5 protein-coding genes are annotated in these 6,441 nt (G+C 72.6%); 3 read left to right on the plus strand and 2 right to left on the minus strand.

The genetic code is table 11. The annotated features are described in order from the left end of the window. Positions 1-420 precede the first annotated feature (420 nt). Together groL and E4099_RS27360 are read left to right on the plus strand one after the other, a co-directional pair. A complete protein-coding gene (gene groL / locus E4099_RS27355) occupies positions 421-2,043 on the plus strand; it encodes a chaperonin GroEL (RefSeq protein ID WP_135341803.1) in 1,623 nt (540 codons plus the stop codon). 252 nt (positions 2,044-2,295) lie between these two features. Further along, positions 2,296-2,901, plus strand: a complete 606-nt coding sequence (locus E4099_RS27360) for a Uma2 family endonuclease (protein WP_342451952.1) — start codon at positions 2,296-2,298, stop codon at positions 2,899-2,901. A gap of 41 nt (positions 2,902-2,942) precedes the next feature. Here the strand turns inward: E4099_RS27360 and E4099_RS27365 are convergent, their stop codons facing one another. Next, positions 2,943-4,028: a DUF5937 family protein gene (locus E4099_RS27365; RefSeq protein WP_135341804.1), complete on the minus strand. Its 1,086-nt coding sequence runs from the start codon at positions 4,026-4,028 to the stop codon at positions 2,943-2,945. A 98-nt stretch (positions 4,029-4,126) separates the two neighbouring features. On the opposite strand from E4099_RS27365, the gene E4099_RS27370 reads away from it, so the two are divergent. Continuing rightward, complete coding sequence (locus tag E4099_RS27370) at positions 4,127-5,350, plus strand: MFS transporter (protein ID WP_135341805.1); 1,224 nt, start codon at positions 4,127-4,129, stop codon at positions 5,348-5,350. 37 nt (positions 5,351-5,387) lie between these two features. Here E4099_RS27370 and murQ read toward each other — a convergent pair whose 3' ends face one another. Next, positions 5,388-6,368, minus strand: a complete 981-nt coding sequence (gene murQ, locus E4099_RS27375; RefSeq protein ID WP_135341806.1) for an N-acetylmuramic acid 6-phosphate etherase — start codon at positions 6,366-6,368, stop codon at positions 5,388-5,390. Positions 6,369-6,441 lie beyond the last annotated feature (73 nt).

Below are 6,441 nucleotides of genomic sequence, written 5' to 3' on the forward strand. Positions count from 1 at the left end.
CCGCCGCCCGTCGCCGATCTCCTTCGGTTCGCCCGCGCCCGCCGGCCCTTTCCCGGGGCACCCCGGGTGACGGGTAATCCCCCCCCGGAGCCGTCCGGGGGTGCGTCATCGACCGCCATCCGCCGCCGATCCCCTTCGATTCGCTTGCCCCCACCCGTCACCCGGCCACCACCCCTCATCGAGACCCTCCGGGTCGCTTGCACTCTCGGGGGTCGAGTGCTAATCATTGGCGTTAGCACTCTGAAGGTGAGAGTGACAAAGAAGGACCGGGTCGGTGAGGCTCGCAGGCCGTGCGGGGTAAGGAACCGCAGGGCACGCAGGCCGTCCGTCGCGGGCGCCAGGCGCGGTCCGGAGCAATCCGCCCCCACGGCCTCATCGGGCGTGGGAGGGACCCCCGTCGTCTTGGGAGGACCACTTCACATGGCCAAGATCATCGCGTTCGACGAGGAGGCGCGGCGCGGCCTCGAGCGCGGGATGAACCAGCTCGCCGACGCCGTCAAGGTCACCCTCGGCCCCAAGGGCCGCAACGTCGTCCTTGAGAAGAAGTGGGGCGCGCCCACGATCACCAACGATGGTGTCTCCATCGCCAAGGAGATCGAGCTCGAAGACCCGTACGAGAAGATCGGCGCCGAGCTGGTCAAGGAGGTCGCGAAGAAGACGGACGACGTCGCCGGTGACGGCACGACGACCGCGACCGTCCTCGCCCAGGCGCTGGTCAAGGAGGGCCTGCGCAACGTCGCCGCGGGCGCCAACCCGATGGCCCTCAAGCGCGGCATCGAGAAGGCCGTCGAGGCCGTCTCCGCCCAGCTGCTCGAGCAGGCCAAGGACGTGGAGACCAAGGAGCAGATCGCCTCCACCGCCTCCATCTCCGCCGCTGACACCCAGATCGGCGAGCTCATCGCCGAGGCGATGGACAAGGTCGGCAAGGAAGGCGTCATCACCGTCGAGGAGTCGCAGACCTTCGGGCTGGAGCTGGAGCTCACCGAGGGCATGCGCTTCGACAAGGGCTACATCTCCCCGTACTTCGCGACCGACATGGAGCGTATGGAGGCGTCCCTGGACGACCCGTACATCCTGATCGTCAACTCCAAGATCTCCAACGTGAAGGACCTCCTTCCGCTGCTGGAGAAGGTCATGCAGTCGGGCAAGCCGCTGCTGATCATCGCGGAGGACATCGAGGGCGAGGCCCTGGCCACCCTGGTCGTCAACAAGATCCGCGGCACCTTCAAGTCCGTCGCCGTCAAGGCCCCGGGCTTCGGTGACCGCCGCAAGGCCATGCTCGGCGACATCGCCATCCTCACCGGTGGCACCGTGATCTCCGAGGAGGTCGGCCTCAAGCTGGAGAGCGCCGGCATCGACCTGCTCGGCCGCGCCCGCAAGGTCACCGTCACCAAGGACGAGACCACCATCGTGGACGGCGCCGGCGACGCCGACGGCGTGCAGGGCCGGGTCAACCAGATCCGTGCCGAGATCGAGAACTCCGACTCGGACTACGACCGCGAGAAGCTCCAGGAGCGCCTCGCGAAGCTGGCCGGCGGCGTGGCCGTCATCAAGGCCGGTGCCGCCACCGAGGTGGAGCTCAAGGAGCGCAAGCACCGCATCGAGGACGCGGTGCGCAACGCCAAGGCCGCCGTCGAGGAGGGCATCGTCGCCGGTGGTGGCGTGGCCCTGCTGCAGACCGTCTCGGTGTTCGAGAAGCTGGAGCTGGAGGGCGACGAGGCCACCGGTGCCCAGGCCGTCCGCCTGGCCCTGGAGGCCCCGCTCAAGCAGATCGCCGTCAACGCCGGCCTCGAGGGCGGCGTCGTGGTGGAGAAGGTGCGCAACCTGACCCCGGGTCACGGCCTGAACGCCGCGACCGGCGAGTACGTCGACCTGGTCGCCGAGGGCATCATCGACCCGGCCAAGGTGACCCGTTCCGCGCTGCAGAACGCCGCGTCGATCGCCGCGCTGTTCCTCACCACCGAGGCCGTCATCGCCGACAAGCCGGAGAAGGCCGCCGCGGCCGCTCCGGGCGGCATGCCCGGCGGTGACATGGACTTCTGATCGACCCCCGTCGATCCACGGTCCTTCGCACGCCCTGGGGCGGCACCCTCCACGGAGGGTGCCGCCCCAGCGGCGTTTCACCGCACCCTCGGCCCCGAGCGGGAGTCGTCCACCGCATGACCGTCAGGCGCCGGCCGACGAGAGTCGCGTCCCGTTCACACGTTCGGGGGGCGTGAGGCCGAAGCGATCCCGCCCGCCTCGGCCGCTCACCTACGCTGCGCCCGTCAGGGCAGAGCTACGAGGAGGGGCACGTTGGCCAGCGGGATGGTCGGGTCCGGCTGCGACGCCGGGCGCCACACCTGGCACTACCTCGTGCGGACGTGGCAGGGCCTGGACGTGCCCGACGGCTGGCGCGCGGAGATCCACGAAGGACGCATCACTCTGCAACCGCCCCCGAGACCTTGGCAGCACCTGATCCTCGGCAGGGTGCATCGGGCGTTCCACCACTGCCTGCCCGAAGGGCTGGGGATCTTCCAGATCCTGGCGGTGCGGATCGCGTCGGTGGAGAAGGTCTACGTCCCCAACCTGGTCGTCATCGACCGAGCCGTGGTCATCGCGGAATCCGAGAAGCAGGAAGCCGCGCCCGTGGACGCCGCCGAAGCCCTGCTGGTCTGCGAGGTCACCTCGCAGGGCAACGCCCGTGACGACCGTACGAAGAAGCTGTGGGCCTACGCCCACGCCCCGGTGCCGCTCTATCTGCTGATCGACCGTTGGCACGAGGGCGGTCCCACGGTCACGCTCTTCTCCGACCCCAGCGGGGGCGTGTACCAGAGCAGTGTCCAGGTGCCGTTCGGGAAGCCGGTGGAGCTGCCGGAGCCGTTCGGGATCGAGCTGGACACCGCGGTCTTCAGTCGCTGACCCACTCCGACCGGCCGTTCTTCTCCGGCGTCGAAGCCCGCTCAGCGCAGTACCGCCGCCAGGAGGTCGGTGCCCAGGGCCGTCAGGTCGGGCAGGTTGAGGGTGTAGCGGACGTAGCGGCCGTGCCGCCGGGGGGTGAGCAGGCCCGCGCGGCGCAGGACCGCGAGGTGGCGGGAGACCTCCGGGCGCGAGAGTTCCCAGAAGTGGGCCAGCTCGGCGGTGGTGTGCGGGCCGCGGGCCAGGGTACGCAGCAGCCGCAGCCGTACCGGATGCGCGAGCGCCTCCAGCCGGTGGGTGACCGTTTCCAGGGAGACCGGCTCGGCCGGACTCGGCTCGGCGACGGGGTACTGCACCACCGGATGCCACCCGGGCGCGTGGACCGCCACCAGGTGCGGGCGGCCGAAGACGCTGGGGATGAAGGTGACCCCGGCGCCGCGGGCGGCGGTCGCCTTGTCCTGCACCTTGTCCACGATGATGCGGTCGCCGTCCGGGGACAGGGTGACGGCCCCGGAGACCGAGGCCAGTGCGGCCGCGACGCCCTGGCGCCTGAGCAGGTCGTTCTTCAGCCGCAGGTCGGTGGCGAGCCGCACGGCGACATCCGCCCAGGCGGCGTCGAAGAATGCCTCGGCGCACTGTTCGAGGGTGTGGCGCACCCGGGCCCGTACCGCGGCCGGGTCCGCGAGCAGCCGTTCCGCGAAGGCCTCCTGTAGCGCGCCGCGGGCCTGTGCCACGTCCAGGGCCCGCTCGCGCGCCGCCGTGTCGGTGAGCGGCGACGCCCCGGCGAAGCGGACCCGGTTGCTGCCGCAGGTGGTGACGAGCGCGGCGGTCACGTACATCTCGTCGTCGATCCGGTCCACCTCGTCCAACTCCTCGGCGAGGGTCGGCCGCGGCCGGGCGGGGATCAGGAAGTCGGCCTGCGAGGAACGCCAGAGGAACTCCGCCTCCCTGAGCCGCTCGGCCAGCTCCGGGCGCAGCCCGGCCCAGACCTCCGCGGCCCAGCCGGCGAGCTGCGGATGGTGCGCCGGTTCGGCCAGTACGTGCAGCATCGCGGTCAGCTCGGCCAGCGGGGAGGCGGCGAACCGCACCCGCTCGGACGGCAGACCGCCGATGTCGATCCTCAACGTCACCCCGGCAGCATCGCGGACCGGACGACCCGTGTCGACGTCGATTGACGGCCACCGTCAATCGACGTGCCCGGCCTGGCGTTCGACCGCACCGTGACGCCATGGCAACCACCACCAAGATCCGGCCCCGGGCCCTCGTCCGTGCCTCCGGAGGCCCCCGCTATGCCGTCGCCCTGGCCGTGGACGCCCTCGGCACCGGTCTGCTCCGGCCCTTTCTGCTGCTCTACGGGGTGACGGTGCTGAGGCTGTCCGCGCCGGACACCGGCATCGCCATGACGGTCGGCGTCGTCATGGGGCTGGTGTGCATGCCCGCGGTGGGCCGATGGCTGGACCGGGGCGCGCGCAGCACCGTGGTGGCGGCCTCGATGCTGGTGCGGGTGGTGGGCGTGGCGCTGCTGCTGGCCACCCCGACCGGGCAGGTCTGGATGTTCGCGGCGGCGGCGCTCTTCCTCGGCATCGGCAACCAGGCGTGGCCGGCCGCCCACGCGGCCGTGGTGGCCACGGTCGCCCACGGCCGGGAGCGCGACGCCGCGCTCGCCGGCGGCCGGTCCCTGCGCAACGCCGGGCTGGGCGTGGGCGCGCTCCTCGCCACCGCGTGCCTGGCCGGCGGCACCACCGCGCTCCGGGTGCTGGCGGTCGCCACCGGGCTCGCCTATCTGGTGGCGGCGGCCCTGGCGTGGTCGGTCCGCCTCCACGCGCGTCCGGCCGCCGCCCCGGCCGAGGACCGGGAGGAGGGGCCGGCGCCTCGGATGCGCGCGCTGCTGGCCGCCAACGTGGTGTACGTCTTCTGCCTCAACGTTCCCGAGATCGCGCTTCCGCTGGTGCTGGTGGAACAGCTGCACGCCTCCCCGGTGTGGTCGGCGGCGATCTTCGTGGCCAACACGGTGCTGGTGGTCACCCTGCAGGTGCCGGTCACCGTCTGGATGTCCCGCTTCTCCCGGCGGACCGTGCTGGCTCTGGGCGGCGTGCTGCTCGCCGCCTCCTACCTCGGCTTCCTGGCGGCCACCTCGCTGGGGCACGGCTGGGGTGCCCCGGCCGTCGCCGCGGTGTCCGTGGTCTGCGCGCTCGGCGAGATCATCTACGCCGGCAGCGCCACCGCGCTGGTCACCGCCCTCGCCCCGGCCCATGCCCTGGGACGCGCCCTCGCCCGCTTCCAGCTCTCCACGGGCTTCGGCCTCGCCGTCTCGCCGATGGTGATCACCGGTCTGGCGCCGCACGGCTCGGCCGCCCTGTGGGGCAGCCTCGCCGCCGCGACACTCGTCTCCGCGGGCGCGGTGGCCACCGAGGGGAACGGTGGCCTCCGGCGGCTGCGGGCGGGGGCGTGAGCGCGGGTCCCCCGTACGGGCGGCGGGACGGCTCCGGTCACCCGCTCCCGGGGTGGCCGGTGGCTTCGAGGGCGGCGCGGAGGTGGCCGTGGCTCTGGGCCAGCAGCCGGTTGGCGGTGGGGGCGTCGACCTGGCCCAGGATGCTGAGGATGGCGGGTTTGACCTCGCCGCCGGTGGCGCTGAGCGCCTCCTCGATGGCCTTGTCGTCGGCGCCGGTGGCCAGCGCCAGGATGCGGCGGGAGCGGGCCCGGAGCTTGTCGTTGGAGGCCCGTACGTCCACCATCAGGTTCCCGTAGGTCTTGCCCAGCCGGATCATGGTGATGGTGGAGAGCATGTTGAGCACCAGCTTCTGCGCGGTGCCCGCCTTGAGCCGGGTGGAGCCGGTGAGCAGTTCGGGGCCGACCACGATCTCGATGCCGTGGTCGGCGGCCGCGGCCAGCGCCGATCCGGCGTTGCAGGACAGCCCGATGGTGAGCGCGCCCCGCTCGCGGGCGTGGGTGACGGCGCCGACCGCGTACGGGGTGCGGCCGGAGGCGGAGATCCCCACCACCGTGTCCTCCGCGACCAGGCCCAGCCGGTCCAGGTCGGCGGCGGCCAGCTCCCGGCTGTCCTCCGCGCCCTCCACGGATGTCACCATCGCCGAGGGGCCCCCGGCGATCACCCCCACCACCTGCCCGGGCTCGGTGTTGAAGGTGGGCGGACACTCGCTGGCGTCCAGGACGCCGAGCCGTCCGGCGGTGCCCGCGCCCGCGTAGATCAGGCGCCCGCCGCGCGCCATCCGCTCGGCGGTGGCGTCGATGGCGGCGGCGATCCGGGGCAGCTGGCCGGCGACGGCGGTCGGCACCCTGGCGTCCTCGCCGTTCATGGTGCGGGCGATCTCGATGGTGCCGAGCCGGTCGATCTCGGCGAGTTCGGGGCGGAAGGCCTCGGTGGTCAGCGTGTCGAGCTGGGCGCGCAGGTCTGAGGCGGGGGCGTGAGCGCGGGTCCCCCGTACGGGCGGCGGGACGGCTCCGGTCACCCGCTCCCGGGGTGGCCGGTGGCTTCGAGGGCGGCGCGGAGGTGGCCGTGGCTCTGGGCCAGCAGCCGGTTGG

This window comes from Streptomyces palmae (genome assembly GCF_004684805.1).
GTDB classification, from domain to species: Bacteria; Actinomycetota; Actinomycetes; order Streptomycetales; family Streptomycetaceae; genus Streptomyces; species Streptomyces palmae.

What these genes read in the sequence shown, in the direction of transcription:
- groL (WP_135341803.1), top strand. Translation starts at nt 421, where the DNA reads ATGGCCAAGATCATCGCGTTCGACGAGGAGGCGCGGCGCGGCCTCGAG.
- E4099_RS27370 (WP_135341805.1), top strand. Translation starts at nt 4,127, where the DNA reads ATGGCAACCACCACCAAGATCCGGCCCCGGGCCCTCGTCCGTGCCTCC.